Origin of the sequence: Geitlerinema sp. PCC 7407 (genome assembly GCF_000317045.1) — a bacterium.
Taxonomy (GTDB): domain Bacteria; phylum Cyanobacteriota; class Cyanobacteriia; order PCC-7407; family PCC-7407; genus PCC-7407.
Window position 1 is genome coordinate 3,334,307 of sequence record NC_019703.1, and the last position, 26,984, is coordinate 3,361,290.

Below are 26,984 nucleotides of genomic sequence, written 5' to 3' on the forward strand. Positions count from 1 at the left end.
TCATCTTTAGTTGCGATCGCCTGGTGTCTTTAGCGTTCCGAAAAAACGACCATATGTTGGCGTTTTAATCCGTTTTAGGGTTCTTCAACCCTCTCGCAGAGACACAGTTGCGATCGCCCAAACTTCCCCTAAATTCGACATTATGAGGAGAATTTCGACCCTCCAGCCTGCCAAATCGCCCTAAAGTCTAGCACTTCCCCCTCCGCTCAAACTCCCTCTCTAGCAGGATGTCAGTTTGCACCTCTGTGAGGCCATCGGCCAGAGTATTTGAAACATTCGTCCTAGGTTTAGGCCAAACCCCATAGTCAAATCTCAAAAATCTTTCAAAAGATTTTTTAATGAAGCCTTCACTCAAATCTCCCGTCAGAGCCAGCTGCGCCAGATATCAGAGCGCTTACGCACAAAACACAGGAGATTTACGTTAATTTATATACAGCGCTGCTTGCTCTTGTCCCCTTGCGTCTATAGCGAACTTCCGCTAATGACAAGGCAAATTACCCGTAAAAAATCCTTCACTCTACGGCCAGCGTCAGCATTCTGTCGGTTGCTGAGGTAGCTATCAAAGCAGTTCAATCCAGAAACTCTGGAATCACTCCCAGTAACTTCCATCCCAGGCACCAGCCTTTATCTAGGAATCCCAACTGGCATTAACGTCCCAAGCGCTTCTGATTCTTTTTGACGAATTAACCTTTTAAGCAGTAGAAGATTAGATTTTCTGATTTATTCAATCTGCATCCAGTTAGGAATTTATCTAACGTTCGTCAGTCAAGACAGCAATTAGGCAAAAATATGGATTGACAGGCTATATCTTCTAGAGAGAGTCTTTTGAGAAGTCCCCTTTTTAGAGCTTTAACAGGCTGTCTATTATCGATTCTTTCAGCATTAATAAGAGAAACTAATTCACAGCTTTTTAGGCTGATCAGAATTCATTTTAAAAACAATAAGTTCAGGATGAATTTTCAAAGTGATTAATGTTTTGAACAATCATCACTTTTCAAGTCTTTTTGCAAGTCATTTCAATTCTGGCGATCGCCCTTCAACTGCTTCTCGAGGTTTTTTTGCATCCTGTATCTATCTTTAAAAATTTCTTTTCTTAAGGCTTTTGAGGTTTTCTATGTTTGTGCAGAACCGCTTTTGAGATTCCACCTTTCAACCGTTATTCAGCGATGTAGCCAACTTAACACTTACCTCTTTCTACCTACGGATAGATTTTGTATATTAATTAACAAATCCTATAATCGGAGGAGAATAGAAGGTCAGATTTTTAGTAAATTTAGCCCCAGAGCGATTACGAGTAGATTTTGGGGCTTCAGGAGCTGGGATCAAAGTAAAAGTACTTTGGCCAGCCAATCAATTTTCGACTTGAATAGCGCTTATTTCTGTCAATGGCCCCTTCCTAATCGCCTTGGCAGGCAAATTCTCAAAACCCCTTCCAAGGCGTACTGAGAAGCTCTCCAAAGTGCTGCACAGTCACTCTTTGATTGCGCAAATCACGCCCCAGACAGCTTCGCACCCTGGATCTCCCTTGTAGCCTGTGGCACGTCATAGCGGCGATCGCCCAGCAGCCTTCTGCTATACAAACTCGCCAATAAGTGTCGTTTTTATTGTTCCCCCTCACAACCCCCCGAAATTGTGATCAAAACGAACACCCTCCCCAAACAAAACTCTCGCCATGAGTCATCGTGCATGAATAGAGGGCGCTGCTCTCGGTGTGAAGATCTCCCTCATCCGATCCAGGATGATGTGGGCCATATTTATCTTTGGCTACCGTCTGAGCACACGTTTTACAAGCTGGTGTCAGCTGCCTGGCACCTCAAGCTCAACTGCGAATCCATCGAGGAAGGCAAGTGCTTGAGCATCGACCTGCATTCACCGGCAGCAGAAGATTTTCTAGAGGAGATCGAGCAAAGGCTAACCGAAAAAGAGCTGCAAGAGTCCCGCACGCTGTGGATGAGCGGCTCCCTTGAGCCTCAGCTGAAGGACTTTTCGCGGGTGGTCTCGCTGCGCAACTTCATCAGCTTGCAGCGCTCTGCCTGGATTACGGACCTGATTGAAAAAGGGCGTTTTACCAGCTTTTTCCAGCCCATTGTCTTCGTTGAGGACACCTCCAAGGTGTTTAGCCATGAGGCGCTGTTCCGGGCCATGGACGATGAGGGTAACTTTATTTCGCCGGGAGTGCTGTTTTCCCAAGCCCAAGATGCGGGGCTGTTGCTTCAGCTCGATGTGATCGCGCGCCAGAGCGCCATCCAGCAGGCCAAGCGCCATTCCCTCGAAAGCCTCTTGTTCATTAACTTTGCGCCGACGTCGGTGTACGATCCGGCGACCTGCCTGCGCAAGACGGTGCGGGCGATCGATGAGGCGGGAATTCCCCACAATCGGGTGGTGTTTGAGGTGATGGAGTCGGCTCAGCTGACGGAGCTCAATCACCTACTCAAGATTCTGCGCTTCTATAAGGAAGCAGGATTTTTGGTGGCGCTGGATGATTTTGGGGCGGGTTATTCCAATTTGAATTTGATTCACCAAATTCGGCCCGACTTTATCAAGCTCGATCGCCATCTGATTAGCAATGTCCACAGCGATCCTTACAAGGCGCTGATCACTGAGAAGTTGCTGGAGATGGCTCACCAGCTAGAAATCCAGACCGTGGCAGAGGGCATTGAGACCCTGGAGGAACTGAACTGGGTGCGCGATCGCGGCGCGACCTATGCCCAAGGGTTTTTGATCGCGCGGCCCGCAGAGGCGCCGATTAAGCGGGCTGCGTCGGTGTAGGCGATCGCCCTTCCAAGAGGCTCCGCCAACAGCAGGGCCTAGGCAGATTGGGAGCTGGTGGCTGGGCGGTGCCGAGGGCGCGGCTGGGGGAGCTGGCTCTCAAATTTGCGTAGATAATTCCAGCCGGTGACGCTGCTGATTTTCTTGCCGGTGACCTGCTCGATCCAGCGGGCCACTTTGGGACCGCTCCACAGCCCGCCGTCGGGGGGCGGCGCCTGCAAAAGCTGGAGCAGTTCTGTTTGCTGCTCGAGGTTGAGGATGGGCTTTTGGCCACCCGGGTTTGCGCGGTGCCGATCGACGAGACCGTCGGGACCGTGTTCGTTGTAGCGATGGACGAGCTTGCGTACCCAGTCGGGAGTGAAGCCGATCACTTCGGCGACTTGCTCAGCGCTGGGGGGTTTGGTTGGTCGACTAAGAAGCCAAATGGCCTGCCACCGAGAGCGTTCCTTGGCATCTCGGCAGGCCCGGTATCGTTGGGTCAGTTCTTCGTAGCTGAGATGGGGAACGAGCTTGATCCGAGCTTGAGCCATGCAACCGGGAAAGATTCAGAAGGAAGAAGGTCTTAGCCCAGATATTATAGTGGCTGTGCCATGGGCTGGGATCCGCAGTAGGCGAGAACTTTAGCCCTGCAAAAAGGCATCTAAAAGTTCGTCGGCACCAAAGCGAACGGGATCGGTGCAGGGCAGGCCGGTTTTTGCTCGGACAACGGCGATCGCGAGCTGAGCGGCAGGCTCATCGAGGTGGGCCGTGTTGAGGGCGATCGCCGCTACGCGCGGATGGCCAAACAGGCCAGCTCCCGCCGCCAAAGTCTCATAGAGGGGCACCACCTCCGGCAGCGGCGGAATCAGCAAATCGGGAAAGTTGCGCAGGTGGTCCTGACCAGCGCGATGGACCAGCACCAAGTGGGTCGGCTGAGCGCCCCGCATCAGCGGCAGCGTCGCAGTGGAAGCCGGATGGAGCAGGGAGCCTTGGCCCTCGACCCAGAGAATGTCTTGGTCCGGGGCGGCCTGGATCACGGCCTGCTCGACGGCCCCCGCCGCAAAGTCCACGCGCACGGCATCCAGGGCCACGCCTTCCCCCGCGATCATCAGGCCCGCTTGGCCGGTGGCGATGAATTTGGAGCGCAGACCTCGCTTTTGGGCCTGGCGATGCAGCTCTAGCGTGGTGGACATTTTGCCGACGCCCATGTCGGTGCCGACGGCCAGAACTCGCTGACAGGGGAGCGATCGCGCTTGGCCGGTGCCGGTGCGCAGCCCCGGAGGCTCCTGGCGCACGTCCCAGATCTGCTGTCCCGGCCGCAAGAGTCCCTGAAATTCTGGGTCTGTGGCCAAGGGCGTATGGAGCCCATTGAGGATGGACACGCCAGCGGCGATCGCCGCTCGGATTTCCTGGCGCCACTCCGGGGGCAAGGCACCGCCCGAGGGCGCAATGCCGATGGCCAGCACCGTGGGCTGATGGGCCAGGGCCGCCTGTACCGAATCCACGATGGGCGCTGAGGCCGCAATGCCCGTCAAGGCTTCTAGATTTTGGCCCGCCGTTTGGCGATCGATCACGGCTACGGGCTGGGCAGCGCTGTAGCGCAGCAGGGCCAAGCCGGTTTTGCCCTGGGAAGTCAAAATGCCGTCATGCAGCAGCACGGCCAAGCGATCGCTAGTGCTCAGGCGCACGGTGGTTTACTCCTAGACCGGGTTGATCGGGCGGCACGAGGCGGCCCCCTTGCATCCTAGCGCCACTGAACGGATCGTCCAGCAAGTTGAGGTGGCTATCGAGATCGAGGTGATCGGCCAGGGGCGAAAGCTGGGCCGCAGCGGTGTTGGACAGGGCGCTGTCGGAGTAGCAGCCAAACATCACCTGGAGGCCGCAGGCCCGGGCGGTGTGGACCATGCGCTGGGCCTCGGAGAGGCCGCCCGCCTTCATGAGCTTGATGTTGATGCCGTGGACTTTGCCAGCCAGCACCGGAATGTCGCGACTGGTGAAGCAGCTCTCATCGGCGAACAGGGGCAGGGGCGATCGCCCGTAGAGTGCCGGCAAGTCAGCTTCTTGGCCCCGAGCCAGGGGCTGCTCCAGATAGCGAACCCCGCGATCGCTCAGCCAGTCCGCCATGGCGATCGCGTCCTTCAGGCTCCAGCCCCCATTGGCATCGACAAAAAACTGCGAGCCCGGAGGCGCCTCCTCCTGCACCGCCAGAAACATCGCCTGATCCGCCTCGATGCCTTCGGGACTGCCCAGCTTCACCTTAAAGAGTCTCGCCGGAAACACCTCCAGCCAGCCCCGCAGCCGCTCCCGCGCCGCCTCCGGCGAACTGATGCCGATGGTCACCGAAATGGGCGCTGTCGTCCGCTGGACATCGAGCCCCCACAATCGCCACAGGGGCAGCTGCACCCGCTTGCCAAGCCAGTCGTGGAGGGCCATGTCCAGCCCTGCCCAGGCCGCCGACAGGAGCCCCGCCTCTCGGCAGTGGGCCTCGATGGCTTGGCGATCGCCCGCATGGAAGCGCTCTAGGTCCGGCAATACCGTCGCCAGAGACGCGGCGATCGCCTCTGGGGTCTGCTGCACCTCCCCGATCGAAAAGGCCGTCGCCTCGCCCCAGCCTTCGATGCCGTCCTGCTGCACCCGGATCCACCCATTGGTGGACTCCGCCGTGGTGCCTCGGCTGATGCGCAGGGCAAAGCGTTTGTGGACCGTGAAAGGCTCTAGGAAAACCTGCATGCTGGGAGTTACCAGTTCCACATCACCATTTGATCATCCAGGGTATCAGTGCCCTGGCGGCTAAGCATCCTATCAACGACACCCCAGCCAAAAATCTTCTCAGAGTTCCATAGCAACCCGTCAGCCTGGCAGGTATCGTGAGGGCAACTATCTCAATATAGATTTGAGTTTGACCCTATACGCTGCTGCACCAAGGACAAAGAGTCATGTCTACGAAGGAAATCGCGATCGCCGCTGCTGACCAGGGAAGCTTCAGCGCCTACCTCGCCACACCCCCCAGCGGGACAGGGCCTGGCCTGGTGATTATTCAAGAAATCTTTGGCGTGAATGAGGTCATGCGTCACATCGCCGATCGGTATGCGGCGGCTGGGTATGTGGCCGTGGTGCCCGACCTGTTTTGGCGGCAAGAGCCGGGCATCCAGCTCACCGACCGCACCGACGAAGACTGGAAGCGAGCCTTCGAACTCTATCAGGGCTTCGATGTCGATAAAGGCATTACCGATCTCAACAGCACTCTGCAAACCCTGCGTCACCTGCCCAGCTGCAACGGTCGCGTGGGCTCGGTGGGCTTTTGCCTGGGCGGTCTGCTAGCCTACCTGATGGCTACCCGCACCGACACCGACTGCAGCGTCAGCTACTACGGCGTGTCCATCGACCAGTACCTAGCTGAGGCCGCCAATATTCACCAGCCGCTGATGCTGCACCTGGCCGAAAAAGATCAGTTTGTCTCGCCCGAGGCCCAGGCCACGATCCGTCAAGCCCTGGATGGCCACGAGCAGGTGACGCTGCACTCCTACGGCGGGGTAGATCACGCCTTTGCGCGCTTTGGAGGGCAGACCTACGACGATGCAGCCGCCACCCTGGCCAACGGGCGAACCGAGGAATTTTTGCGATCGCACCTCAAGGGCTAACGCTGCCAACCAAATCGGGGGCGATCGCCCGCACCACCTCCAAAAAACGCTGCACCGTCGGCGAGGTGTCGTGGGTGCGCCACACCAGAGCGATCGTCGCTTTGGGCGTCGGCTCCGCCACCGGCCGGTAGATCACCCCCGTGCGCTGGAGATTTTGCAGCGACGCAGGCACCAGCGCAACGCCCATCCCCGCCGCCACCAAGCTGACGATGGTCTGCATCTGAATCGCCTCTTGGACCACGTTCGGGCTAAAGTCTGCCTGCTGACACAGACTAATAATCTGGTCATAGAGCCCCGGAGCCAGAGGGCGGGGAAACAAAATAAACGGCTCACCAGCCAGCGATCCCAGGGCGATCGCCGCCTGCCGCCCCAAAGCATGGTGCTCCGGCAGCGCCACCACCAGCGGCTCCCCAAAAATCGTCATCTGGCTAAACGCCTCATCCTCCACCGGCGGCCGCATAAACCCCACATCCATCCGGCCCTCCCGCAGCCGCTGGACCTGCTGATCCGTCGTCAGCTCCCGCAGGCTCAGATCAATATCGCCAAACCGACTGCGGAACGCTTGCAGCATCGGCGGCAGCACATTGTAGGCCGCCGAGCTGACAAACCCGACCACCAGCTTGCCCGTCTCGCCCCGGCTGGTGCGCCGCCCCAGCTCCACCGCCTGCTCCAGCTGCCGCAGCAGCCGCCGCGCCTCCCGCAAAAACACCGCCCCCGCCTCCGTCAGCTCCACGCTCCGCTTCGTGCGCCGAAACAGCTCAAATCCCAGCTCTTTCTCGAGCTGGCGGATTTGCTGGCTCAGGGGCGGCTGGGCCATCTGCAAGCGCTCCGCCGCCCGCCCAAAGTGCAGCTCCTCCGCCACCGCCACAAAATACCGCAGATGCCGCAGCTCCATCTCCTGGCTACCAGACAGACCTCATCTGTAGATCGTGACAGGCTTTGCCAGGTTTTGAGCGGTCAAGCTGTGATCAACCCTTGACCCTCTAGTCAGCTTGAGTGTTTAAGCTAAAGGAGTGACCTTTTGAAGACCGCCGGGAGAAAGCACCTATGCTGACCGCTAATTTGCTGAAAATCGGGGAAATCTCCAAGAAAACGGGCGTCTCAGTGGGCACGCTGCGCTACTACGAGAGCTTGCGCCTGCTACAGCCAGCAGAGCGCGGCGAGAACAGCTATCGCTACTATCACCCAGACACCGTTGAACAGGTGCAGTTCATCAAGCAAGCTCAGGCGCTTGGCTTCTCCCTCGACGACATTCGCAGCATTCTAGAGGTGCGCAATCACGGCCAAATGCCCTGCGATCTAGTGCAAACGCTGCTACAGCAAAAAATTGCTCACCTCGACTCCCAAATTCAGCAGATGATCGCCTTCAAAGAGGAGCTAGAGGAATACCGCGATCGCTGGTCAAAAATGTCGGACTCGAAGATGGCCAGTCATCTCAGCGAAGATCAGGTCTGCCCCCTGATTGCGACTGTTTCTTTAGACACGAACAGCAAGCCAAATCAGAGCCTAGAGCGTTAGAAAAAGACAAATTTTGCCTGGTTCTTCCAGGGCGCTATTTTTGCGTAAAAAGGCGCATTTTTAGCAAAATTGCGGCACCTCTTTACACTTAGAAGTACCGCAATTTTAGTTCAGATTCTAGCGAGTTGCGATCGCACAATTAATACGATCGTAATCAACAAATTTGCGCCATTTCTGCACAAATTTATTGATTTTTAGCCGCCTTCTGAGTTCTTTCCTGGGTTGCCATACGAGAGATAACGTTATATTCTCCCGCACCCAAGTTGCCGTTTTCTTGAATCCCTTCGGTCGGTCCACCAACGGCTTTCCAGCCCTCCAGGCCGCCCTTGATTTCAGCGACGTTGCGGAAGCCCGCTGTGCGCAGTTGGCTGACGGCTTGGGCGGTCTGGCCTTCGTCGGCGCCGTAGAGATAGATGTCTCGTACCGGCTCCAGAGCAGCCCGGACGCGATCCACCAGCGTATCCAGGGGCATCGAAATCGCTCCCAAGATTCGGCCGTTATTAAAGGCCTCGCGATCGCGCACATCAATGATCGTGAGCGCAGGTTCGCCCCACTCCAAACGCGCTTTCAAATCTTGGGCGCTAGAGTGCTCCTTAAACTTGGGCGGAGTCGGCGTCAAGTTTGGCATTTTATCTTTGGCGTTTTGCAGAGTATCAGAGATATTGTCCATGGTTAAGTTTTTGTTAGATTCCCCTGCACTCTAATGAAGAAAGAGAGTTACTTTTATCTCTCTTTGGTCATAGGCTCTAAACAATCTCCCCTGGGGAATAGCGCTGTCTGAAAAGCAGTAATTTTAATGATTCTGGGCGCAAATCATCGAGGATTTTCACGGAAAACCCCAGATTATCAACTCGATGCTTTTTGAGCGGAATCAGCAGAGTTGAATAGCGTTTTTGTCGCTAAAACAGATAAATATAAAAGCGTTTCAGCTTTTATCTGGGTTTTCGTGACGAGCGCTCCTTCATGCAGCCTTTTGAGCCAGCTTATGGACACTGATAGCGCTGGTAGGGGACGCCGATGCGGTAGTAGTTGGTGGGGTCGAGGGTGCACTGAAGGGGCTGTCCCTGGCTTTGGAGCTCCAAGGCTGGGGGAAACTGACTTTGCTTGAGGCCTGGACCGACGATCCACAGATCGCTTTGGCTAGGCGCATCGAGCCGGGAAAGATTTCGCCAAATGGGCTCGTAGCCCCGGACCCGGCTAAAGAAGGCAAGCTGCGTGGGCGGCGACGCGGCGGGGCGATCGCCCTCTGAGAGGGCGAGGCCAAAACTCAGGCCCAGAGCGACTTCCTGAAGATCTTGGTAGGCCAGAGCCACCACCAAGGGCCGATCGGGGAACTGCTGCCAGTGCTGGGCGACGCGATCGGGCAGGTAGGGCTTGAGAAAGACCCAGTTGGCGCTGACGAGGAGGCTGCTGGCGACGCCCAAGGCGATCGCCCCCAGCACGGGGGAAACTCTGGGGCGCGGGAAGGGAGCCGCCAGACACAGGCCGAGCAGGGACGCCAGGGCAGGATAGTAGACAAAGTTGTAGCGGGGAATGGCGGTGAGGTCTTTGTTGAGGCCGTAGGCGATCGCCCAAAACTCCAGCGTCATCAGGCCGAGGAATCCAGCCAAAACCCCAATCGTGGCGCGATCGCCGCTGGTTTGCCACGCGTGGCGTGCTCCCTGGATCAGCCAATACCCCAGCCAGACGATCGCCCCCAGCATCAGCAGCGCCGACACCACGATTTGGCCCAGGGGCTGCTCCTCCACGGGCAGCGCCACCACCGTCCACACCCAGCCCAGCAGCGTTTGATACAGCGGGGCCACCGGATTGGCTAGGGTCAGCCAGTTGGTCTCGGGGCGCTGGAAATGGAGCCAAAAGCTGGGCCAAGCGGGACCGTAGGCGAGGCCAATCCCCGCCACCGCCAGGGCGATCGCGATCCAGGTGCGCCAGCCCCGGCGGTATAGCCCCGCCAGTCCCAGCAGCACCCCGACCTGAGCCGCGATCGCCAGCAAAAAGAAGTAGTGAACATAAAGGCCCAAGGCATTCACCGCCACCCAAGCCAGCCATCGCCAAGGCCGATCGCGCTGGTGTCGCAGATCCCGCTGGAGCGAGACCAAGAGCGTGAGGGCCAGGGTCACCAAAAGCATGGGCAGGGTGTAGTGACGGCCTTCCTGGGACAGGTACACCGCGAAGGGCGACACCGCCATCACCCACGCCCCCAGCAGGGCCGCCCGAGGCGAAAAGGCTACTCGGTTGAGGCCGTACAGGGCTGCGATCGCCCCCACCCCCAGCAGGGCCGGCAGCGATCGCAGCGCCCACACCCAGGGCACGCCCACGCCCAGCAGCCCCTGCATCCAGCGGTGCATCAGGCAAAAAAACAGCGGCGGATGGGTGGACTCCGTCAGCAGGTGCTGGGCGATTTGGCCGCAGGTGGTGCCCGGCTGGAGCTGAAAAATCGCCGTCACGTCCGCCAAGCTCAGCGGGCGATCGAGGGGCAGACTCGCCAAATGGTGGCCCAGACTAAACAGAGCCGTCAGGACCTCATCGAGCCACAGCGGCTTGCTCTCGAGTTGCCAAAACCGCAGCGCCGCTCCCAAGGCGATCGCCCCCAGCAGGCCAAACCAATGGTGGGTTCTTTTCATAAACTCTCTGCCACTGCTCCCGCAGGCTTCGGGCCTGTCCCTAGAGGCGATCGCGCCGTCACCCCGTACAATAATTGAGCAAATTTGCGTCCTCGTCACCCATGGGCACCGATCGCTCTGCTTCTCCCACCGCCAACGTCATCGGCATCGATCTTGGCGGCACCGCCATCAAACTCGGTCGCTTCCGTGCAGACGGCACCTGTCTGGCCTCCCTCAGCGTCCCCACGCCCCAGCCCGCCACGCCCGAAGCGGTCCTGCTGGCGCTCCTCGAGGCCATCGACCAAGTCGATCCCGACGGCCAGAGCTTGGCGATCGGCCTGGGGACTCCCGGCCCTGCCGACGCACCAGGCCGAGTGGCCCGCGTCGCCATCAACCTAGCAGGCTGGCGAGATGTGCCCCTCGCGGACTGGCTCGAAGCCAAAACTGGCCGCCCCAGCATCATCGCCAATGACGCCAACTGCGCCGGACTCGGAGAGTACTGGATCGGCGCGGGCAAAGACTTTCAAGACTTGATCCTGCTCACCCTGGGAACGGGCGTCGGCGGCGCCATTATTCTCAACGGTGAGCTGTTTGTTGGTCGCCAAGGCACCGCTGGGGAACTGGGCCTGATCACCCTCGATCCCGATGGTCCTCCCTGCAATAGCGGCAATCAGGGCTCCCTCGAGCAGCACGCCTCGGTCCAGGCGATCCGGCGACGCACCGGTTTGGAGCCAGGAGATCTGGGGCAGCGCGCTCTGGCGGGGGATCGAGAGGCGATCGCCTTTTGGGAAACCTACGGCCGCGAGCTGGGCGCGGGCTTGGCCAGCTTGATCTACGTGCTCACGCCAGAAGCCATCATTATCGGCGGCGGCATTAGCGCCAGTGCGCCTTTCTTCTTTCCGGCGGCGATCGCCGAGATCGAGCGCCGCGTCCTGCCCAGCTCCCGCGAGGGACTCCAGATCCTGCCCGCCCAGCTCGGCAACCAAGCCGGCATGGTCGGCGCCGCCAAACTCGCGTGGCAGCACCTTGCAGCAGCGAATTAAGGCAACGAATGGCCGGTCGTTTTTTGGATGTAGTCCATCACGACCTGGTAGCCATCACCGCAGTTATGGGCGTTGAGGGCCAGCGTCATCCCCCCAGCCGGCAGACAGAAAGAAATTCGGCCGTTGGGCGCAAAGGAAAAGGCGCTGATGCGGCTGAGATCAATGTAGTATTCGCTGCGATCGTAGGGCATCCGAATCCAGGTGGACCGGGGAAAGTAGGTTGTTCGCTGCTTGAGGTAGTCCAGCACCGCGCAGTGGGCCTCAGGGTTGGACTGGGGAGTCAGGACTACAGGAATCGCACTTTCGGGCAGCCAGAACGTCAAACGCCCGTTGGGAGCGTAGACAAACGCACTAATTTGGTCTAGATCGACCACGTGAATTTCGCGCTCATAGCTGAACTTGATCCAGTAGGCCACACAACCTCCTCATCGTTCCTCCCCGCTTCCTCAATGTGTTTCGGTCGCTGCTGATTTGGGTTCGGAGCCTGCCCGTTTGCACATTGGCCCCGAACCCCCTGTAGCAATCTACTCAGGTCAAGAGACCTCAGCCGGGGAGGTGACGTCCGACTGAGCAACGGGTGACCGAGCGATCGCGGCTTCTACCACCCCCCGGAACAGAGGATGGGGATCATTGGGCCGCGACTGGAACTCCGGGTGGAACTGGGTCGCAATAAAGAAAGGATGATCGGGCAATTCGACGATCTCCACCAGACGACCGTCAGGAGAGGTCCCGCTAACTTTATAACCTGTCTCTAGGAACAAGTTTCGGTAAGCATTGTTGAATTCATAACGGTGGCGGTGCCGCTCGTACACCACTTCCTGCTGATAAAAGCGGCTCGCTAGGGTGTTAGAAGCCACTCGGCAGGGGTAGAGACCCAACCGCATCGTACCACCGAGATCCACCACATCCTGCTGCTCAGGCAACAAGTTAATCACCGGATTGGTGACATTGGGGTCAAATTCGGCGCTATTGGCGTTTTCTAGGCCAGCGACGTGGCGCGCCCACTCGATGACGGCGCACTGCATGCCCAGACACAGTCCCAGGAAGGGGACCTGGTGGGTGCGGGCGTAGTGAATTGCCATGATTTTGCCGTCGATGCCGCGGGTGCCAAAGCCACCGGGCACAACCACGGCGTCTACGCCACCCAGGTAGCGCTCGGCACCGTAGGTTTCGATGTCTTCGGAGCTGACCCAGCGAATATTGAGGCTGCTGTCTTGGGCGATCGCCGCGTGCCGCAGAGCCTCCACCACCGACAGATAGGCGTCGCTGAGGCGCACATACTTACCCACAATGGCGATTTCAACCTTGCGGGTGGGGCGATACATCTGATCGACCAGCTGCTGCCACTGGCCGAGGTCGGGCTGGCGCGGCTCGAGCTGGAGCAGGTTCAGCACCTGCTGGGCCATCCCTTCGCGCTCCAGCATCAGGGGCACTTCGTAGATGCTCTGGGCGTCCTGGGCCGGAATGACGCAGGCCGCAGGCACATCGCAGAACTCGGACATTTTGTCCCGCAGGCCGGGGGGCAAGGGGCGATCGCAGCGGCACACCAAAATGTCGGGCTGAATCCCGATCGATCGCAGCTCCTTCACCGAGTGCTGGGTCGGCTTCGTCTTCATTTCCCCCGCCGACGGGATCCAGGGCACCAGCGTCACGTGCATATAAAGGACATTCTGGCGGCCGACATCCTTGCGGAACTGACGAATCGCTTCGAGGAAAGGCAGCGACTCGATGTCGCCGACCGTACCGCCAATCTCAGTGATCACGACGTCAGGATTGGTGTTGCGAGCGACGCGGTGAATCCGCTCGCGAATTTCGTTCGTGATGTGGGGAATCACCTGCACCGTTCCCCCCATGTAGTCGCCCCGCCGCTCTTTGTTGATCACGGCCTGGTAGATCGAGCCCGTGGTGACGCTATTGAGGCGAGACATGGAGGTGTCCGTAAAGCGCTCATAGTGGCCCAAGTCGAGGTCCGTCTCAGCACCGTCTTCGGTCACAAAGACTTCACCGTGCTGGAATGGGCTCATCGTGCCGGGGTCTACGTTGATGTAGGGGTCGAGCTTCAGGATCGAAACAGAGTAGTCCCGCGACTTCAAGAGTCGTCCCAAGCTCGCGGCAACAATTCCCTTGCCAATGCTGGAAACAACTCCACCCGTCACGAAGATAAACTTAGCCATAGAATTTGAAAGCGCCCGAGGTTCCGGAAATACACCCCGTCAATTGTGCCACATTGACTTTACGAACGACATTGAAAAAGATGCGGCCCTTGGTGTGCAAAAATAGCTCGCTGAATCCGTGATTTTGCGCCTGTAAATTGAAGCCTCCTCTAGCACTTTTGGGGACGGTCTTTCACGGATGGTGATGGGTGCTGTCTTGATAATCGGCGATCGCCCGCTGGCCTGAGTTTCTGGCCGGTTCCAGTTCTTGACGCCGAGCAGCGGCGGTCTTTGGCCTACCAGCCTCCTTAGGCGCGCTGCCCAACCATCGGCGATCGCCCTGCTCTAGTGCCTTCAGCTTGCCTTTCCGGAGACCTTGATATGTGGGAACGCTTTGTTAATTTCACGGTTTTTCAAAACAGCATAGGGGACTACATTGCCTCTTTGGTCACCCTTGTTCTTGGGTTGATTGCGATTCAATTAACCGACCGAGTTATTTTGCGCCGTCTCAAGCGATGGGCCAACAAAACGACCAATCCTTGGGACGATTCTCTGGTCGAAATTATTGAGCGATCGGTTTTGCCCTTGGCCTATGTAGGCCTGATCTATATCAGCCTTCAGAATCTCAAGCTCTACAGCATTCTGGACCGAGTGATTGATTCTTTCGGCATCATTTTGTTGACCCTTTTGGGCATTCGGGGCATCAACTCCCTGATCGAGTATTTGCTCAAAATCTATTGGCTCACTCGCGAAGAATACGCGGCGCGGCAAACCAGCCTCAACATTCTTTTGCCCAGCATTCGAGTGTTTTTCTGGGCCTTGGGCATCATCTTTTTGCTCGACAACTTAGGCTTTGACATTGCGGCGGTGGTCGCCGGTTTGGGCATTGGTGGCGCGGCCGTGGCCCTAGCGTCCCGCGGCGTCCTCGAAGATCTGTTTAGCTATTTTGCGATCTTGTTCGATCGCCCCTTTGAAATTGGCGATTTGATTACCGTGGAGGGCTTCACGGGCACGGTCGAAAACATCGGCATCAAGACGACGCGTCTGCGCAGCATTGGGGGCGAGCAGCTGGTCTTTTCTAATACCAACCTCACCAATTCTCGCCTACAAAACTTCCGATCGATGGAGCGTCGGCGGGCGCTTTTCAAGTTTCAGGTATCCTACAACACACCCGAGGAGCAGCTGCACACGATTCCTCAGATCGTGAAGGCCATCATTGACGATATGCCCGGCGCTATTTTCGATCGCTCACACTTTGCGGCCTACGGGGAGTTTGGCCTGATTTTCGAGACGGTGTACTACGTCGAGGGCAATGAGTACCTGCGCTATATGGACATCCAGCAGCAGATCAATTTGCTCATCAAGACGAAGCTCCAGGAAAAAGGGGTGGAGTTTGCGCTGCGGCCGCGGGAGCTTTAGGGCATGGCCAAGGCGTAATACAGTAGGGGACAAATCTAAGTGGGCAGGCCATGAAGCAGTTTTTGGGATGGATGGTGGTGGGAGGGGCGATCGCCGCGCCGGTCCAGGCAGAACAACCCTTGTTTTTGGCCTATCCACCGCCCAACCACGAAACCACGGCAGAGCAGATTTTTCTGATCGGGACGGCGGCCCCTGGCGGCGAGGTCGAGGTCAACGGCCAGGTGATCCAGCGCAGCGAGGCAGGCCACTTTGCGCCCAGTTTTCCGCTGGAGATGGGCGAGAATCGCTTTACCCTCCGCTACGGATCCCAGGAGCTGACGACGGTGGTGACTCGGCTGCCCAGTCAGCCGCCAGCGCCTCAGGGACTGGCGTTTGGGGAGGGATCGCTGAAGCCCAATGGGGCGATCGCCCGCCTGCCGGGAGAGCCGATCTGCTTTGGGGCGATCGCGCCGCCCCAGGCCCAGGTTTCGGTGCTGCTCGGGGGCCAGGTGATTCCGCTTCAGGCTCAGGGCCGACAGACGTCGCTGCCGTCGAATTTGTCCGTGCTCACTCAGCAAAATCAGCCCCAAACTGCGGGCGATCGCGGCGTGTTTCAGGGCTGTAGCACTTTCTCGACGCCGGGGGTGCTGGGCACGCCGGAGTTTCAGCTCAGCCTCGGCGGCCAAATCCGACGAGAAGCTGGTGCAGGCCCGGTGGAAATCTTGTCTCCGGCCAATCTAGCGGTGGTGACCGTGACGGCAGAGGAGGCGATCGCCCGCACCGGCCCGGCCAGCGACTACTCCCGCCTCACCCCCCTGCCCAAGGGCAGCCAAGCCGCCGTCACCGGCCGGGAGGGAGACTGGCTGCGCCTCGACTACGGGGCATGGCTGCGGCAGTCTGAAACCGAACCGCTGACGGACACCAGCGCCATTCGGACCACCAGCGGTGATGCGGCCCGCTCGATTATTCGCAGTGCGCGATCGCGCGCCGTGCCGGGCTGGACCGAGATTGTTTTCCCGCTGGAGGTGCCCGTTCCCGTGAGCGTGCAGCAGGGCGACGACGTTCTGACCCTCAGCCTCTACAACACCACGGCCCAAACAGACATCATTCGGCTCGATGACGACCCGATCATTGAGCGCCTCGACTGGCAGCAGGTCAGCCCCAGCCGCATCGACTACCGCTTTCAGCTCAAGTCCGAGCAGCAGTGGGGCTACAAGCTGCGCTACGAAGGCAGCAGCCTGGTGCTGTCTCTGCGGCATCCGCCCGCTCGGTCCGATCGGCGGCGGCCCCTCGAAGGCGTGACGGTGCTGCTCGATCCGGGCCACGGCAGCGAAAATGATCTGGGCGCGCGGGGACCCACCGGCTACCCCGAAAAAGATGTGGCGCTGCGGGTGTCCCAGCAGGTGCGCGATCGCCTGGAAGCGCGGGGGGCCAAGGTGGTGATGACGCGGGAAGGGGATGACGATCTCTATCCCCAAGATCGCGTGGACATCATCAACCAGCAGGAACCGACCCTCGCCCTCAGCCTTCACTACAACGCCCTTCCCGACAGCGGAGATGCCGAAAATACCCAGGGTCTATCGGCATTTTGGTACCATCCCCAGGCCCACAGTCTGGCAGTATTTCTGCATAACTACCTGACGGAAACCCTTGATCGCCCGTCCTACGGGGTCTTTTGGAATAACTTGGCGCTGACGCGTCCGGCCGTGGCGCCAGCGGTCATGCTGGAACTGGGCTTCATGATTCACCCCGAGGAGTATGAGTGGATCGTGGATCCGGAGGCCCAGGAGGACCTGGCAGAGGCGATCGCCGAAGGCGTGAGCCGGTGGGTCAGCCAGAGCACCCGCCAGCCCTAGGCCAGGGTCAGCAGCACCAGCAGCAGCGCCTCGGTCCACTCCACCACCGCGCCGTAGGTGTCCCCTGTGTGGCCGCCCAGCTTGTGGTGAAACCAGGCGCCCGTGGCCAGGGCGATCGCCCCGCCGCCGCCGGTCATCAGCGCGGCGCGCAGCCACAGATCCGGGGCGATCGCCCCCTGGACCCCGCCCAGGATCACCAGCAGCAGCCCCGTCGGCAGGGCTGCCCAGCTTGATCGAATCGCCGCCTTATGAAAAGCCCCTTTGCCCTCGGCCTTCAGGTAGGGGTAGCGGGCGATCGCCATGAGCTGGCCCCAGCGCCCCCAGCCCGCCGCCGCCATCAGCACCAGGGTGCGATCGCCCGTCAGCTCGCTCAGGGCAACGATCTTGAGACTCAAGAGGGCGATCGCCGCCATCACCCCAAAGGCCCCCGCCACGCTGTCGGTCATCACCGCCAGTCGCCGCTCAGGATCCATCACCGCTAGACCGTCTGCCGTATCCATCGCGCCATCGAGGTGCAGCCCCCCCGTCAGGGCCAGCCAGACCATGACCACCAGGGCGCTGCGGGTCAAAATCGGCATCCCAGCCAAAGCCAGCCCCCCATCCAGCGCCCCCACAATCGCCCCCAGGATCACGCCCACCAGGGGCGCCACCTTGGCAATCCCGTCAAAATTAAGCGGCCATCGAGCTGGCAGAGGCACACAGGTATAGAAGACCCACGCAGCCGCCAACGTACTAAAAATTTTTTGCCCCATTAGGAAAAACGCTACTGTTGCCCAGGGCCAATCTACTGAGACTTTTGGGCACTCAGGATCGACCCCCGTCCTTCCGCTAAAATACTGAACTTTTGGCCCGATCGCCGTGCAATGATGGATCTCACGGGGGAGATCCCAGCGATCGCTCCCCCAGATGCTAAACATTTTTACCACCGCCCAGCAGATGGGATTCCGTCCCCCGGAGGGCAGACCTCAGATCCTGGGATAAAATTGTCTGGTATCTACACCCTCTGCCTAGAAGCTAGCTCCTGAAGAGCTTTTGGGCACCCCGCCCCCCAATTACGGACCATCCCTCCCTCCAGGATTGAGCGTCTATCACCCAGTGTTTTCGCTAGTCTGCGCCTTTCACTGATTCGCTCTTCCCAGTACCCATTGGATTAGCGCAGCGATCCGCTTTCCTAACTGTCCACAATTCTGAGCTGCCTACTCTGGCTAGAGGCTTATTTTCATGAGTCCCGAACCATCTTCTCAACGCACGCACCTGCCGGCTCCGTGCATAGTCGATGTTGGCACTGTTGTTCATAAACGCGACATGCAGCGGCTACTGGCTGATTTGGGTCGTGTTCGCTATGTCTATCAACAAGACGGAGCGATCGCCAGCGAAGGAGAAGCCTGCATCCTGGAGGTGTTTGCCGACTCCCAACAGGCGACCCTCATTGCCAACCAGAGCATTTATCTCAACACCCACAGTTTTGACTATCTGGAAATGGGGCGATCGCCGGACGGCAGCGCCTACTTTGACCTGATCCAGGACAACCGTCAACTGCGGCTCATCCCCTTGCACAACCCGTTTCAGGAGCCCGGCTGCCGACCGCTCAGCACGGCAGCCCTTGAGGCTGTCGTAGCAGATGTGCTCTCCGCCAACTGGGATGCCCAGATTGATGACGAAGAAAATTTTTCCTGATAGAGTCTGAGATCGCTTGCGGCCCTCGGGAGGCGATCGCCCCCTGACGCCGCGCGAGACCTCTCGCTAGGTTTTTCTCCTTTGGGCGCCAGTCGACTGTGGCTGACGCCATTGGTGTTTGTTCGCTTTTGTCCTCTCCTCGCTAGCTGCCACCTTGAGCCAATCCGCTTTTTCCTACCAGTGCCAGGCCCAGTGCTGCCACACCCACGCCCGCGCGGGTGTCTTCATGACGCCCCACGGCCCCGTCGAGACGCCTCGATTCATGCCCGTCGGCACCCTCGCCAACGTCAAGACCCTCACCCCCGCTCAGCTCAAGGACACGGGGGCCCAGATGGTCCTGGCCAACACCTACCATCTCCATTTGCAGCCCGGCGAGAATATCGTGGCCCAGGCCGGCGGTCTCCACCGCTTCATGCACTGGCAAGGCCCCATGCTCACGGACTCGGGGGGATTCCAAGTCTTCAGTCTCAGCGAGATGCGGGTCATCAGCGAGGAAGGCGTCAAGTTCCGCTCGCCCAAGGACGGCCAGCTGATCAATCTCACGCCAGAGCGATCGATCGAAATTCAGAACGCCCTGGGGGCCGATGTGATCATGGCCTTTGACGAGTGCCCGCCCTATCCGGCATCTCGCGAGGCGGTCCAGGAGGCCACAGCCCGCACCTACCGCTGGCTCCAGCGATGCATCGCGGCCCATCAGCGATCGGATCAGGCCCTGTTTGGAATTGTGCAGGGGGGCGTCTATGGGGATTTGCGGCAGGCGGCGGCGCGCCAGCTCGTGGAGCTGGATCTGCCGGGGTACGCGATCGGGGGCGTGAGTGTCGGAGAACCCGCAGACCTGATCGAGGGCATCGTGCAGGCGACAGCGCCGCTGCTGCCGGCCCACAAGCCCCGCTACCTGATGGGGGTGGGGACCTACCGGGAGATGGTGCAGGCGATCGCCGCTGGGGTGGATCTGTTTGACTGCGTGATTCCGACGCGCTTTGCTCGCCACGGCGCCGTCCTCAGCCACGGCACCCGCTGGAACATCAAGAACTCCCAGTACCGAGAAGATTTTTCTCCCATTGACGAAACCTGTCCGTGCTACACCTGCCAGCACTTTACGCGGGCTTATTTGTGCCACTTGGTGCGATCGCAGGAGCTGCTCGCCTACACCCTGCTGTCCATCCACAATGTGACTGAGCTGATCCGCTTTACCCAGCGAATTCGGGACTCGATTTTTGCAGGCACTTTCACCACAGAGTTTGCTGAATGGCTCTCGCCTGAGTCTCTGCGGGCCTGAGTTGCCATGTTAAAATGTGTTCCAATTCTGAAAACTGTGTTGGAGAGGTGGATTTATTCATGGAAGCAGCCCTGCTGTTGGCAAAGTTGCCGGAAGCCTACGCAATTTTTGACCCCCTCGTCGATGTTTTGCCGATTATTCCGGTCTTTTTCCTGCTTTTGGCTTTTGTTTGGCAGGCAGCCGTTGGTTTCCGTTAAACCTACGTTTGACCCTCGGTTTCAAGATATAAATTTGCAATACGAGACAGGAGGTAAGTGCGCTTACCTCCTGTTTTTGTCTGGGCTGCAAGGACGCGATCGCGCCCTTGCTGCTTGGTTTTCGCCTAGAGCGTTTTTCTCATTTTTGCGCCCTGTCCCGGCCCCAGCTCTCTAAGCTTGGTAGCGAATGCCGATGGCTTTCTGGTAGGCAGGCCGATCGGTGATGCGGGTCAGGTAGTCGGCGATCGCCGGATAGTCGCCATAGGTCAGGCCCACAAAAAGCTGCATGTAGGCCAGGGTCGCGCCCACCGCAACGTCTGCAACCGTCAGCTCCTGTCCTGCGAGATAGGGATGCTGAGCAAGGACCGTTTCGACTGCGCCCAGCAAGCGCGGCGCTTCTTTTTCGCGCAGAGATTCATTGAGCAGGCCCGGGCCCAGAGTCGCATTGGCAAAGCTCACCCACTGGGCCAGCGTGCCGCGCGTTTCGGGAGTCGTGCCCGGGCCATACTTCTCGGCCAGATAGAGCAAGATCGCGCCCGATTCCCACAGGACATAGTCCCCATCAACGATCGCAGGCACTTTGCCCACCGGGTTGATCGCCAGATAAGCGGGCTGGCGATGCTCTCCCGCCTGCATGTCTAGCATTACGAACTCGTAGGGAAGACCCAGCTCTTCCAGATACCACTGGACAATTGAGGCGCGACTGCGCGCCCCGCCATACAGCTTTAACAAAATATTGCCTCCTACAGCACCTGATGAGTATAGGCGTGCTGTTTCACATTATCCTCGGTGCGAATAATGCGTTCGGAGTTGAGCACCCGCTTGCGCTCGACGGAGAAGTTGAAGTCGCTGCGGCTGGTCCCTAGGGGCAAATGGGTTTTGGCTTCGGGCTTGCGCTTGTAGGTGCGGGCCGTGGCGGTGAGGCGAAAGGCGAAGTCGTCGCAGAGCTGAGTTTCGGCGGGAAAGTCTGCTGGCAAAGCCACGCGATCGCCCTGCATCAGGGCACCGAGGGTGGTTCCCAGAGCGGTTTCGTAAGAAGTGGGCACGCCTTTGAGCAATGCTTCTAGGGCCGCCGACGGGATCGGCTCCGCAATCTTGACCTGGTGAATCTCGCCGTCTTCGCGGATAAAGCAGGTGGCAACGCCAATCACCACATAGTCTTCCGCAGTCAAATCAGAGACGTTGGGATAAGCCAAATCGGTTGTCATAGAGATTTCTCAAAAGTCACAAATTCAAGGCGTCACGGTGTTGGCGACCGATGGGAGATTTTGCAGCCAAGGTGCTGAGCGTCATCGCCTACCTCCCGATCCTAGGGTAGAGGCCCCAGGGCTCTGGCCCCGCGTGGGAAAACTTGACATACCGTTGCGTTTCGCAGCGAAACCAGTGTCCAAGTCAGGGTTTCGGCACAAGCTCCATCAGGGTGACTTCCCAGACCAGGCGGGGCTGGGCGTACCCCAGCAGGTGCTGGCGCGTCTTCTCCAGTCTCAGCAGGAAATGGGAGCCCAGGCCGTGGGCGGCCATCTGCTGCCAGTAGCGGTGCTGGAGAAAGTCAACGAGCCACAGCTGGGCCTCGGTGTCGAGGGTCTGGTCGATTTGGCGAGCGAGGGTGAGGGCAGCCCGCAGCGATCGCGGCGGCTGGTGAAGGGCGTCGAGGATCTCCGGCGGCATCGCCTGGATCTGCTCCCAGGCAACGATCGCCGCTCCCGGGCTCCCCTGGGCGATCGCCAAAACCTCAGGGTGCTGGAGCAGCTCGTCGTGTCCCAGACTGGCCAGCACCTGCACCATAGCCTCTCGGGTCAGCCGATAGAAAGGGATGCGCTGACAGCGGGAAACCAGGGTCGGCAGCAGCGACTCCGGCCCCGGCGCAATCAAGATCAGCGTGGCTTTGCCCGGTTCTTCGAGGGTCTTGAGCAGCCCGTTGGCCGCCGCCTCGGCCATGGTGTCCGCGTCCTCGAGGACCACCAGCGATCGCGGCGCTTCCAGGGGCGGCCGTCCCAGAAACTGGGCGATCGATCGCACCTGCTCAAGGCGAATCTGGGGCGGCGCTTTGCGCTTGAGGCCCGCCGAGGCCGCTTCGGCCGCCGACAGCAGCTTGCCCTGGTGGAGGTAGGTCGGCTGCACCCACAGCACATCTGGGTGGTTGCCCCGCTGGAGGCGATCGCGCAGGAGGTCCCCCTTCTGGGGCGGCAGGCTGCGGCTCAGCAGCTGCGCCATAAAATATCGCGCCCCCAGCGATCGCCCCACCCCCGGCGGCCCAGCAAACAAATAGGCCGGCGCAACGCGATCGCGGGCGATCGCCTGATTGATCAGCTCAACGGCTTGGGGCTGGCCGATGGGCGGAAAGCAAGGGCTGGATACCATAGACAAAGCCGCTCCGTCATCACCGTCTGAATCTCCTGGGCCACCTGGGCTTCTGAGCCGCCCGCATCGATGGCCACCATGCGCTCCGGATGGGCCGCCGCCAAAGCCCGAAAGCCCGCCTGCACCCGCTCGTGAAACGCTTGGTTCGCCTGCTCCATGCGATCGGCTTGGCCCCGGCGCTGGGTGCGGGCCAGGCCCACTGTCACCGGCAGATCGAGCAGCAGCGTCACATCACTGGTCAGGCCCGCCGTCGCGATCGCGTTGAGCTGCGCGATCAGCTCGCCATCGAGCCCCCGGCCAAACCCCTGATAGGCCACCGTCGAATCCGTAAAGCGATCGCACAGCACGATCGCCCCCTCCGCCAGCAGCGGCCGCAAAAAACCTTCCACATGCTGAGCCCGGTCCGCCGCATAGAGCAGCAGCTCCGCCCGATCGCTCATCGGCTCCTCGCCAACCTCCAGCAGCAGCCGCCGCAGCTTGGTTCCCAGGGCCGTGCCGCCCGGCTCCCGCGTCACCACCACCCCAGGCCCGCCCGCCGGAATCAGGTCGCGTCCAGCGCCCTCCGTCAGCCAGTGCCGCAAGCGTTGAATTTGGGTTGTTTTCCCTGCGCCTTCAACCCCTTCAAAAACAATTAGTTTTCCCTTCAGCAAAACAATTTCTGACCCCAAGCATGTCCCTTTGGATCATACGAACGAAGGGAGCAGTGCCCAAAGGATTAATTCCTGGGCGATCGCCCCTTGGGGTATTCTTTCGTCGCGAAATTCCGTGCTTTCACAGGCACGCTGGAAGAATCGCGCTACCAAGCGCAAAGAATTCCAGCAATGCCCTTGAACATTAGCCCAAAAGGCTCCATGATTCAAAGTGCCGGCGTGATTGTTTCTCGCCCGAGCCTATCGATCCCTAACCCCGGCATGATTCAGTTCTTCGGGGCCCCTTCGGTAAGATAGGGTTAACTTCTTGATGTCGCGCTCCTAGGGTGGCCTATGGCCCGCTACACTTGCTTTTTTACCGTTGCCGTTCCGCTCAACAACCTTCGCCAACTTCTAGTGCAAACCCTCGAAGATTGCGACTTCGACATTATCTATGACACGGGAGACTACATGATGGCGCGGGAAGTCCCGGGCCAAGTCTCGTTTTCCAAACTGGTGACCGTCGAAGTCCTCATCGACAAGACCACCGCCACAGATGAAGCGATCCGCATGAACTTGGTGATGAAGAACGAAGAGTTGCCTCTCCAGGTAGACAACCACTGTCACAAGATGTTCGATCGCGTCAATCAGGCCATTCTGGAAAACCGGCAATGGCAAATGATCGAAAACGTTGTTGGCTAGAGCACCGAGCTCCAGTCTTTTGTCAAATTGAGGCACTGCTGTTTAACTCATGGGTTAGGCAGCAGTGCATTTTTTTAGTCTTCTGGATCGCCCACCATGTTGGGGCTGATCAGCGTGATGTCGAATTCATCCGGCGGCACCGTCGCGATGGAGTCGCGCTGGAGTAGGTAATAAATCGCTCGGACCTGGGGACCAAAGACAATTTCGTCCTCATTTTGGAGGTCATGGGCCTGGAGCTTGCGGCCATTGATCAGCAGGCCGTTCGCGCTAGGCTTGCCCTTGAGGTTACCGTCAACGACCCGATAGTAGTAGCTGCCGTCTTCGTTGGGCAGCTGGACCAGGGTTGCGTGGCGGCGGGAGACAAATTGGGAAACCAGTCGAATGTCGCACTTGGGGTCTCGTCCGATGGCGTAGACCGGGGCATCTAGGATAAATTCTCGCCGCCCTTTATCGTCTTCGATGATAAGTAGGTGGTTTTGACTCGGTTCTGATGGCATTGTAAGGAATGCTTTCGTAAATGAATCCAGCAGGATGGCTCTGGGTAGCGATGATCACCTAGGAGAGGGCGATGCAAAGCCAAGAGCGTTTACCAGAAAACACTGGTGCTGGGCTTTGGTGGCGATCGCTACAGGCCGGAGTCTTAAAGCTTTCGTGAGGCGGTTAATGAGTCTATTATGCCTCGACTTTAGAAAGACTCTACTTAAGAGTGCCCAGGCTGACAGTATTATTAACGAGCTTTGCTCGAGGGAGCAGCCGAGAAGCGGCGAAGCAACAGAGAGTTGGTGACGACGCTCACGGAACTAAAGGCCATCAGTCCACCGGCAGCAGCAGGGCTAAGAGAAAATTCAAGGGCGGGCAGCAAGATTCCGGCCGCGATGGGAATTCCCAGAACGTTGTAGGCCATGGCCCAAAAGAGGTTTTGGCGAATTTTGGCCAAGGTGGCGCGGCTGAGGCGAATGGCGGCGACGACATCGGTCAGGCGATCGCGCATCAGCACGATCTGGGCGGTTTCGATGGCGGCGTCGGTGGCGGACTGCAAAGAAATGCCCAGGTCTGCCTGGGCCAGGGCGGGGGCGTCATTGATGCCGTCTCCGACCATGGCGACCACCTGGCCCTGGGCCTGGAGGTGGGCGATCGCCGCTGCTTTGCCGCTGGGCTGAACGCCAGCGAGGGTGTCCTCGGGCGAGAGGTCCAGGGAACGGGCGATCGCCGTCGCGGCCGCGGGCTGGTCTCCGGTGAGGAGCATTACCCGGATGCCCATCTGCCGCAGCTGCTGGACAGTTTGGGCCGCGTCGGGCTTGAGGGTGTCGATCGCGGCGATCAGGCCCAGGAGCTGCTGGTCAGCGGCCACATACACCACGGTTTTGCCATCGGCGGCGTAGGTATCCCCGAGAGCCTGGGCCTCTGGCGAAAGGTCCACGCCCTGGGCCTGGAGCCAGTCCGCCGTTCCCAGCATGACCTGCTGCTGCTGCACCTGGGCCGCTACGCCGCAGCCCGGCTCGGTGGTCCAGTCCTTGGCCGGAAGTAGGGCTAGGGTGCGATCTTCGGCGGCCCGCTGGATGGCCTCCGCCAGGGGGTGACGGGTGCCCTGCTCGACGCTAGCGGCCAGCCGCAGCAGGGTCTCAGCGCTGCCGTCCGGGGTCAGGGGCTGGCAGTCGGTCACAGTGGGCTGGCCGGTCGTCAGGGTGCCGGTTTTGTCAAAAATCAGGGTGGACACTTGCCGGACCCGCTCGAGGATGTCGCCGCCGCGAATCAGCAGCCCCTGCTCGGCTCCGACGCCGGTGCCCACCAGGATCGCCGTCGGGGTGGCTAGGCCCAGGGAGCAAGGGCAAGCGACCACCAAAACGGCGATCGCCAGCCGGAGGCTCAGCATCATCGGGTCGGTTTCACTGGCGTGGCTGACCATGTGCCCCATGAGGTCGTGGGTCATGGGGTGGGCCATGTCCCCGTGGGCCAGCACCTGGGGCCACAGCCGCGTCCCCAGGAAGTACCAAAAGCCAAAGGTCAAGGCGGCGATCGCCATCACGCCATAGGCAAAGTAGCCCGCGACGGTGTCCGCCAGCCGCTGAATCGGCGCTTTGCGGGTTTGGGCCGTTTCCACCAGCTCGATGATGCTGGCTAGGGCCGTGTCAGAACCCACGCGGGTCGCTCGCAGGGCGATCGCCCCGGACTGGTTGAGGGTGCCCGCCGAAACGCGATCGCCGGGCTGCTTGCGCACCGGGACCGATTCCCCCGTCAGCATGGACTCGTCCACCGTGGTCTGGCCCGCCACCACTTCACCGTCAACGGGGATTTTTTCCCCCGGCAGCACCTGGATCCATTCCCCCACCCGCACCTGATCCGCCGGAATCTCGATCGCCTGGTGCGTTTCGGTCAGCTCCTCCTCGGGCAGCAAGTCTTTTTTGGCGACGAGGCGCGCCCGCTGGGGCTGGAGGGCCAGCAGCGCCTGGAAGGCCGCCGCCGCCCGAGTTCTGGCTCGCTGCTCTAGGGTGCGACCCAGGAGAATGAAGCCCACCAGCATCACCGGCTCATCAAAAAAGCACTCCCAGCCCAGTCCCGGAAACACCAGGGCCACCACGCTGGCAGTGTAGGCCGACACGGTGCCCAGGCCCACGAGGGTGTTCATGTTGGGGACGCCGTGGCGCAGGCCCTGCCAGCCGTCGACCAGCAGCGATCGCCCCGGCCCAAAGAGCGCCACCGTCGCCAATCCGCAGTGGAACCAGATGTCGCTCAGCAGCGGCAGGGTCGGTCCCCCAAACAAATTGAGGTGGCCGATGGCAGAAAACACTAGCAGCAGGGTGGCGATCGCCAATCGGCGGGTTTGCTGGCGGGTTTCCTGCTGATGACGCTCGGCAGGGCTCCAGCCTTCGGGGGCACTGCGGCCCGTCTGGCGCGGCTGGCTCGGAAATCCCGCTTCGGTCAGGCGCTGGGCGATCGCCGCTGGATCGGCCTCCGTCGCGCACTCCACCGTGGCCACCTCCGTCACCAGATTGACGCAGGCAGACACCACGCCGGGATGACTCAACAACTGCCGCTCGACTGCGCTCACGCAGCCAGCGCATTTCATGCCGCTGACATCGAGGGTCACAGTTTCCGCAGGCGCAGGCACAGCGGTTTCGCGGGGAACGGAGGAAAGCTGCATAGACTTCAAAAGCTCAAAGAAAGCCCGGAGAGGGGCC

The 26,984-nt window shown here is 59.7% G+C and carries 25 protein-coding genes; 10 read left to right on the top strand and 15 right to left on the bottom strand.

Annotated elements, in window-relative coordinates; all coding sequences use genetic code 11:
- The first annotated feature begins 1,794 nt into the window (after positions 1–1,794).
- Positions 1,795–2,769: an EAL domain-containing protein gene (locus GEI7407_RS13540; protein WP_223294429.1), complete on the top strand. Its 975-nt coding sequence runs from the start codon at positions 1,795–1,797 to the stop codon at positions 2,767–2,769.
- A 38-nt stretch (positions 2,770–2,807) separates the two neighbouring features.
- Here GEI7407_RS13540 and GEI7407_RS13545 read toward each other — a convergent pair whose 3' ends face one another.
- The 3 genes from GEI7407_RS13545 to GEI7407_RS13555 all read right to left on the bottom strand — a co-directional run bounded on the left by GEI7407_RS13545 (position 2,808) and on the right by GEI7407_RS13555 (position 5,478).
- Positions 2,808–3,299 carry a helix-turn-helix domain-containing protein gene (locus tag GEI7407_RS13545; RefSeq protein WP_015172757.1) on the bottom strand — a complete coding sequence of 164 codons (492 nt, stop codon included), beginning with the start codon at positions 3,297–3,299 and terminating at the stop codon, positions 2,808–2,810.
- A 90-nt stretch (positions 3,300–3,389) separates the two neighbouring features.
- Positions 3,390–4,436 carry a DUF1611 domain-containing protein gene (locus tag GEI7407_RS13550; protein WP_015172758.1) on the bottom strand — a complete coding sequence of 349 codons (1,047 nt, stop codon included), beginning with the start codon at positions 4,434–4,436 and terminating at the stop codon, positions 3,390–3,392.
- Entirely contained in the window at positions 4,420–5,478 is a 1,059-nt protein-coding gene (locus GEI7407_RS13555; protein WP_015172759.1) for a dipeptide epimerase, read from the bottom strand. The genes GEI7407_RS13550 and GEI7407_RS13555 overlap by 17 nt, the downstream gene beginning before the upstream one ends.
- Before the next feature lie 206 nt (positions 5,479–5,684).
- Between GEI7407_RS13555 and GEI7407_RS13560 the strand changes: the two genes are divergently transcribed.
- Positions 5,685–6,389 carry a dienelactone hydrolase family protein gene (locus tag GEI7407_RS13560; RefSeq protein WP_015172760.1) on the top strand — a complete coding sequence of 235 codons (705 nt, stop codon included), beginning with the start codon at positions 5,685–5,687 and terminating at the stop codon, positions 6,387–6,389.
- On the opposite strand, the gene GEI7407_RS13565 is transcribed toward GEI7407_RS13560, so the two are convergent.
- Positions 6,379–7,284: a LysR family transcriptional regulator gene (locus GEI7407_RS13565; protein ID WP_015172761.1), complete on the bottom strand. Its 906-nt coding sequence runs from the start codon at positions 7,282–7,284 to the stop codon at positions 6,379–6,381. The genes GEI7407_RS13560 and GEI7407_RS13565 overlap by 11 nt on opposite strands.
- A gap of 152 nt (positions 7,285–7,436) precedes the next feature.
- On the opposite strand from GEI7407_RS13565, the gene GEI7407_RS13570 reads away from it, so the two are divergent.
- The gene (locus GEI7407_RS13570) at positions 7,437–7,907 is read left to right on the top strand and encodes a heavy metal-responsive transcriptional regulator (RefSeq protein WP_015172762.1); all 471 of its coding nucleotides are present in this window, start codon (positions 7,437–7,439) and stop codon (positions 7,905–7,907) included.
- A gap of 184 nt (positions 7,908–8,091) precedes the next feature.
- Here GEI7407_RS13570 and GEI7407_RS13575 read toward each other — a convergent pair whose 3' ends face one another.
- The gene (locus tag GEI7407_RS13575; RefSeq protein WP_015172763.1) at positions 8,092–8,577 is read right to left on the bottom strand and encodes a rhodanese-like domain-containing protein; all 486 of its coding nucleotides are present in this window, start codon (positions 8,575–8,577) and stop codon (positions 8,092–8,094) included.
- Between the two features lie 313 nt (positions 8,578–8,890).
- Positions 8,891–10,531 (bottom strand): glycosyltransferase family 39 protein, encoded by a 1,641-nt coding sequence (locus GEI7407_RS13580; RefSeq protein ID WP_015172764.1) that lies wholly within the window; start codon positions 10,529–10,531, stop codon positions 8,891–8,893.
- Positions 10,532–10,632: 101 nt separating this feature from the next.
- On the opposite strand from GEI7407_RS13580, the gene GEI7407_RS13585 reads away from it, so the two are divergent.
- Complete coding sequence (locus tag GEI7407_RS13585; protein WP_015172765.1) at positions 10,633–11,553, top strand: ROK family protein; 921 nt, start codon at positions 10,633–10,635, stop codon at positions 11,551–11,553.
- Here GEI7407_RS13585 and GEI7407_RS13590 read toward each other — a convergent pair.
- The gene (locus GEI7407_RS13590; RefSeq protein WP_015172766.1) at positions 11,550–11,969 is read right to left on the bottom strand and encodes a hypothetical protein; all 420 of its coding nucleotides are present in this window, start codon (positions 11,967–11,969) and stop codon (positions 11,550–11,552) included. The genes GEI7407_RS13585 and GEI7407_RS13590 overlap by 4 nt on opposite strands.
- Positions 11,970–12,086: 117 nt before the next feature.
- Complete coding sequence (locus tag GEI7407_RS13595; protein WP_015172767.1) at positions 12,087–13,727, bottom strand: CTP synthase; 1,641 nt, start codon at positions 13,725–13,727, stop codon at positions 12,087–12,089.
- 423 nt (positions 13,728–14,150) lie between these two features.
- Here GEI7407_RS13595 and GEI7407_RS13600 point away from each other — a divergent pair, with 423 nt between their 5' ends.
- Entirely contained in the window at positions 14,151–15,125 is a 975-nt protein-coding gene (locus GEI7407_RS13600) for a mechanosensitive ion channel family protein (RefSeq protein WP_190274138.1), read from the top strand.
- 50 nt (positions 15,126–15,175) lie between these two features.
- Positions 15,176–16,960, top strand: a complete 1,785-nt coding sequence (locus GEI7407_RS13605; protein WP_015172769.1) for an N-acetylmuramoyl-L-alanine amidase — start codon at positions 15,176–15,178, stop codon at positions 16,958–16,960.
- Here the strand turns inward: GEI7407_RS13605 and cobS are convergent.
- Positions 16,957–17,712, bottom strand: a complete 756-nt coding sequence (gene cobS / locus GEI7407_RS13610) for an adenosylcobinamide-GDP ribazoletransferase (protein ID WP_015172770.1) — start codon at positions 17,710–17,712, stop codon at positions 16,957–16,959. The genes GEI7407_RS13605 and cobS overlap by 4 nt on opposite strands.
- Positions 17,713–18,181: 469 nt before the next feature.
- Here cobS and GEI7407_RS13615 point away from each other — a divergent pair, with 469 nt between their 5' ends.
- The 3 genes from GEI7407_RS13615 to GEI7407_RS13625 all read left to right on the top strand — a co-directional run bounded on the left by GEI7407_RS13615 (position 18,182) and on the right by GEI7407_RS13625 (position 20,113).
- Complete coding sequence (locus tag GEI7407_RS13615; protein WP_015172771.1) at positions 18,182–18,637, top strand: hypothetical protein; 456 nt, start codon at positions 18,182–18,184, stop codon at positions 18,635–18,637.
- 154 nt (positions 18,638–18,791) lie between these two features.
- A complete protein-coding gene (gene tgt / locus GEI7407_RS13620) occupies positions 18,792–19,916 on the top strand; it encodes a tRNA guanosine(34) transglycosylase Tgt (RefSeq protein WP_015172772.1) in 1,125 nt (374 codons plus the stop codon).
- A gap of 59 nt (positions 19,917–19,975) precedes the next feature.
- Positions 19,976–20,113 (top strand): photosystem II reaction center protein K, encoded by a 138-nt coding sequence (locus tag GEI7407_RS13625; RefSeq protein WP_015172773.1) that lies wholly within the window; start codon positions 19,976–19,978, stop codon positions 20,111–20,113.
- A gap of 171 nt (positions 20,114–20,284) precedes the next feature.
- Here the strand turns inward: GEI7407_RS13625 and GEI7407_RS13630 are convergent, their stop codons facing one another.
- The 4 genes from GEI7407_RS13630 to tmk all read right to left on the bottom strand — a co-directional run bounded on the left by GEI7407_RS13630 (position 20,285) and on the right by tmk (position 23,121).
- Positions 20,285–20,845 carry a glutathione S-transferase family protein gene (locus tag GEI7407_RS13630; protein WP_015172774.1) on the bottom strand — a complete coding sequence of 187 codons (561 nt, stop codon included), beginning with the start codon at positions 20,843–20,845 and terminating at the stop codon, positions 20,285–20,287.
- Between the two features lie 11 nt (positions 20,846–20,856).
- Positions 20,857–21,321 carry a hypothetical protein gene (locus GEI7407_RS13635; RefSeq protein ID WP_015172775.1) on the bottom strand — a complete coding sequence of 155 codons (465 nt, stop codon included), beginning with the start codon at positions 21,319–21,321 and terminating at the stop codon, positions 20,857–20,859.
- Positions 21,322–21,505: 184 nt separating this feature from the next.
- On the bottom strand, positions 21,506–22,474 hold the full coding sequence (locus GEI7407_RS13640; protein ID WP_015172776.1) for a DNA polymerase III subunit delta': 969 nt from the start codon (positions 22,472–22,474) through the stop codon (positions 21,506–21,508).
- On the bottom strand, positions 22,420–23,121 hold the full coding sequence (gene tmk, locus GEI7407_RS13645; RefSeq protein ID WP_051030871.1) for a dTMP kinase: 702 nt from the start codon (positions 23,119–23,121) through the stop codon (positions 22,420–22,422). The genes GEI7407_RS13640 and tmk overlap by 55 nt, the downstream gene beginning before the upstream one ends.
- A 336-nt stretch (positions 23,122–23,457) precedes the next feature.
- Between tmk and GEI7407_RS13650 the strand changes: the two genes are divergently transcribed.
- Entirely contained in the window at positions 23,458–23,805 is a 348-nt protein-coding gene (locus tag GEI7407_RS13650; protein WP_015172778.1) for a hypothetical protein, read from the top strand.
- Between the two features lie 74 nt (positions 23,806–23,879).
- Here the strand turns inward: GEI7407_RS13650 and GEI7407_RS13655 are convergent, their stop codons facing one another.
- Together GEI7407_RS13655 and GEI7407_RS13660 are read right to left on the bottom strand one after the other, a co-directional pair.
- Complete coding sequence (locus tag GEI7407_RS13655) at positions 23,880–24,302, bottom strand: FHA domain-containing protein (protein WP_015172779.1); 423 nt, start codon at positions 24,300–24,302, stop codon at positions 23,880–23,882.
- Positions 24,303–24,532: 230 nt separating this feature from the next.
- On the bottom strand, positions 24,533–26,947 hold the full coding sequence (locus GEI7407_RS13660; RefSeq protein WP_015172780.1) for a cation-translocating P-type ATPase: 2,415 nt from the start codon (positions 26,945–26,947) through the stop codon (positions 24,533–24,535).
- Positions 26,948–26,984: the final 37 nt, after the last annotated feature.

Bases quoted from the DNA above. Each gene is read 5' to 3' on its own strand.
- GEI7407_RS13640 (WP_015172776.1), bottom strand. From the start codon at position 22,474: ATGGTATCCAGCCCTTGCTTTCCGCCCATCGGCCAGCCCCAAGCCGTT.
- GEI7407_RS13565 (WP_015172761.1), bottom strand. From the start codon at position 7,284: ATGGAGCTGCGGCATCTGCGGTATTTTGTGGCGGTGGCGGAGGAGCTG.
- GEI7407_RS13595 (WP_015172767.1), bottom strand. From the start codon at position 13,727: ATGGCTAAGTTTATCTTCGTGACGGGTGGAGTTGTTTCCAGCATTGGC.
- GEI7407_RS13555 (WP_015172759.1), bottom strand. From the start codon at position 5,478: ATGCAGGTTTTCCTAGAGCCTTTCACGGTCCACAAACGCTTTGCCCTG.
- GEI7407_RS13560 (WP_015172760.1), top strand. From the start codon at position 5,685: ATGTCTACGAAGGAAATCGCGATCGCCGCTGCTGACCAGGGAAGCTTC.
- GEI7407_RS13580 (WP_015172764.1), bottom strand. From the start codon at position 10,531: ATGAAAAGAACCCACCATTGGTTTGGCCTGCTGGGGGCGATCGCCTTG.
- GEI7407_RS13660 (WP_015172780.1), bottom strand. From the start codon at position 26,947: ATGCAGCTTTCCTCCGTTCCCCGCGAAACCGCTGTGCCTGCGCCTGCG.
- GEI7407_RS13650 (WP_015172778.1), top strand. From the start codon at position 23,458: ATGGCCCGCTACACTTGCTTTTTTACCGTTGCCGTTCCGCTCAACAAC.
- GEI7407_RS13585 (WP_015172765.1), top strand. From the start codon at position 10,633: ATGGGCACCGATCGCTCTGCTTCTCCCACCGCCAACGTCATCGGCATC.
- GEI7407_RS13605 (WP_015172769.1), top strand. From the start codon at position 15,176: ATGAAGCAGTTTTTGGGATGGATGGTGGTGGGAGGGGCGATCGCCGCG.
- GEI7407_RS13635 (WP_015172775.1), bottom strand. From the start codon at position 21,321: ATGACAACCGATTTGGCTTATCCCAACGTCTCTGATTTGACTGCGGAA.
- GEI7407_RS13570 (WP_015172762.1), top strand. From the start codon at position 7,437: ATGCTGACCGCTAATTTGCTGAAAATCGGGGAAATCTCCAAGAAAACG.
- GEI7407_RS13545 (WP_015172757.1), bottom strand. From the start codon at position 3,299: ATGGCTCAAGCTCGGATCAAGCTCGTTCCCCATCTCAGCTACGAAGAA.
- cobS (WP_015172770.1), bottom strand. From the start codon at position 17,712: ATGGGGCAAAAAATTTTTAGTACGTTGGCGGCTGCGTGGGTCTTCTAT.
- GEI7407_RS13575 (WP_015172763.1), bottom strand. From the start codon at position 8,577: ATGGACAATATCTCTGATACTCTGCAAAACGCCAAAGATAAAATGCCA.
- GEI7407_RS13655 (WP_015172779.1), bottom strand. From the start codon at position 24,302: ATGCCATCAGAACCGAGTCAAAACCACCTACTTATCATCGAAGACGAT.
- GEI7407_RS13615 (WP_015172771.1), top strand. From the start codon at position 18,182: ATGAGTCCCGAACCATCTTCTCAACGCACGCACCTGCCGGCTCCGTGC.
- GEI7407_RS13625 (WP_015172773.1), top strand. From the start codon at position 19,976: ATGGAAGCAGCCCTGCTGTTGGCAAAGTTGCCGGAAGCCTACGCAATT.